Annotated in this window: 3 protein-coding genes; all 3 read left to right on the top strand. The window is 33.4% G+C overall.

Annotation, left to right across the window (positions count from 1 at the left end):
- Positions 1-317: 317 nt before the first annotated feature.
- Positions 318-767 carry a PepSY-like domain-containing protein gene (locus VGE71_RS05900; RefSeq protein WP_331137483.1) on the top strand — a complete coding sequence of 150 codons (450 nt, stop codon included), beginning with the start codon at positions 318-320 and terminating at the stop codon, positions 765-767.
- A 124-nt stretch (positions 768-891) separates the two neighbouring features.
- Positions 892-1920 carry a LacI family DNA-binding transcriptional regulator gene (locus tag VGE71_RS05895; RefSeq protein ID WP_331137482.1) on the top strand — a complete coding sequence of 343 codons (1029 nt, stop codon included), beginning with the start codon at positions 892-894 and terminating at the stop codon, positions 1918-1920.
- A gap of 60 nt (positions 1921-1980) precedes the next feature.
- A partial coding sequence (locus VGE71_RS05890) for an AraC family transcriptional regulator (RefSeq protein ID WP_331137481.1) occupies positions 1981-2765 on the top strand: 785 nt, incomplete at its 3' end.

The raw sequence follows: 2765 nt of genomic DNA, 5'->3' as shown, positions 1-2765 counted from the left end.
TAACGGTTCCGCAACACCCCCGACCGCGTTAGTGATGGGAGCGGCATCCTTTTGCGGACAGCCGGAACTTTCTTTTCCCCTAAAACCCACACCCGCAAAAGATACAGCGCACAGCACGACCCGGAGGGAAACGCCATGAATAATTAAAATATATTGCAGCCTTTATTATTTGATGTAAAAAAATAAATATTTATGTTTTATTTAACATTTTAAAATGTTTGGTTTTCAGTGGGTTAGGTATTAAAATTTTCGTAAATTAATTTAAGTACGACTTTACTTTTTGTAAATTAGTAATAGTATACTTAAAGATTTAAATTATGAAAGCGAAGATATATTTAGTAGTAACCTTTTTAATTCTGACAATTTCGGTTCAAGGACAGAAGAAAATTGAAGTTACCGAACTGCCAAAACCGGCACAAGAATTTCTGAAAAAACACTTTAGCAATGTTGCGATAGAAAGTGCCAAAAAAGATGCAGAACATGGTGAAAAAGGTTTTGAAGTCAAATTGAAAGACGGAACTGAGGTAGAATTCTGGAAAGACGGATCGTATCGCGAAGTAGATGGAGGAAACAAACCAATTCCGACTGCATTTATTCCGAAGGAAATAAAGGATTATGTAGCGAAAAATTATCCGAATGAGAAAATTACGCATATCGATTACGGTCACAAAGATTTGGATGTTGATTTAACGAACAAAATTGATTTAGAATTTACAAAAGAGGGTAAAATTCTAAAAGACAAGAAAAACAACATTGGTAAGAAATAAGTTTTTAAGAAACAAAAATGTCCGTAATTGAGTATTTTGCGGACATTATTGTTCTTACTCGCTTTTCCTGAAGATTATCGTGAGAGAAAATAGTTTATATTTACATCTTCTATTTATTTGTTTTATGGAAGAAAATAAACACGTTACGATTTATGATATAGCCGAAAGACTGAATTTGGCAACATCAACTATATCACGAGCTTTAAAAGATCATCACACCATTAGTGATAAAACGATAAAAAAAGTAAAAAAAACCGCTGAAGAAATGGGATTTGTTCCCAACACTTTGGCTGCAGGTTTGCGTGGCAACAAAACCAGAACGATTGGCGTTTTGATTCCAACTGTTACACAGCCCTTTCTGTCGTCATTAATCAGTGGAATTGAGATTACGGCTCAAAAATCTGATTATACGGTAATCATCATGCAGTCGCATGACTCGTATGAAGAAGAAGTCAATATGGCAAAATCTCTTTATAGCAACCGTGTGAGTGGTGTCATTTGTTCGCTGGCTATGGAAACGCGTGATACATCGCATTTTCATCAATTCTCAAACAATAATATTCCGTTAGTTTTTGTGGATAGGGTTCCGAAAGATTATAATACTTTCAGAGTTGTGATTGATAATTATTCGGCTGGATATAAGGCAACTAAACATCTTATTGAGCAGGGCTGTATTCGTATTGCGCACATTACGGCAGGATCAGAATTAGGGAATTTATATAATGAAAGGAAAAGAGGCTATATCGAAGCTTTAAAAGATCATAATGTTGATATAGACGAGAATCTGATTATCAATTTAAATTCAGTAACTTATGAAGATGGTGTGAAGGCCAGCAATGCTTTATTTGATTTAAAACCAATGCCAGACGGATTATTTGCTCCTGGAGATATTATTGCCGTGAGCGCCGTGCAAACGGCTAAAAAGCGTGGAATAAAAGTGCCGGAAGAATTTAAAGTAATAGGTTTTAATAATGACCCGATTTCGCAGATTATTGATCCTAATTTATCGACTATCACGCACCCGGCAGAAAAAATGGGAAAAGCGGCGGCAGAAATCATTATCAAGAATTTGAAATCGTCTAAAAATGACGATGCCAAAGAAATTACGTTTTTAAATACAGAAGTACTCGCAAGAGAATCTACTCAAAAATAAAATCAAGAATATTCTAAATAGTAAGGCTTATCGATTCGTTTGGTAAGCCAATATTTTTTTATGAAAACAATTATACTTCCAGACGAAATGAATTTAGAAAAAACACAACAAGTTCATGTTGTGGGGTACAGCAGTTCTAAAGACGTTTCGAAACAACAAATTATTCTTAATCAAAACATAATCAGTTTTTTGCTTGAAGGAACAAAAGAAGTCATTTTTGATAATGAAGCCTTATCGATTACACCTTCGAAGTTTATTGTAATGCGATCTGGAAATTGTTTAATGACAGAAAAAAGAATCTCTGAAACTTCTCTTTATAAAAGTGTTCTTTTGTTTTTTTCTAATGAAATGCTTCATAATTTCATTAGAAAAATGGAATCTGAAAAATTAGAATTAATCGAAGCAAAATCGGTTTATGCATTTGATTACGATGATTTCTTAAAACGTTTTGTTGAAAGTTTAATCGATATTTCCAATCTTTCAAAAAACATCCAATCAAAATTATTGGAAGTGAAGTTTGAAGAAATTATGCTTTACTTGACCGATAAATACGGAACAGATTTTCTTTATTCTTTAACTATAAACAGTGATGATAGTTCGCAAAAATTCATTCGAACGATCGAAAACAGTCATTTGAGTAAACTGACTTTAAAAGAATTAGCATTTTTATGCAATATGAGTGTTTCGACCTTTAAAAGAGAATTTGAAAAATACTATTCAGAATCGCCTATAAAATGGTTTCAAAATAAAAGGTTGGAACATGCGCATTACTTGTTGAGTCAGGAGAAAAGCCCTTCTGAAGTTTATTTTGAAGCTGGTTACGAAAACCTTTCAAGCTTTAGTCA

The organism is Flavobacterium sp. (assembly GCF_036405015.1).
Lineage (GTDB): Bacteria > Bacteroidota > Bacteroidia > Flavobacteriales > Flavobacteriaceae > Flavobacterium.
This window is presented reverse-complemented; position numbering and strand designations above follow the sequence as displayed.

Excerpts from the sequence above, each read along its gene's own strand:
- VGE71_RS05900 (WP_331137483.1), top strand. The coding sequence starts at position 318 with ATGAAAGCGAAGATATATTTAGTAGTAACCTTTTTAATTCTGACAATT.
- VGE71_RS05895 (WP_331137482.1), top strand. The coding sequence starts at position 892 with ATGGAAGAAAATAAACACGTTACGATTTATGATATAGCCGAAAGACTG.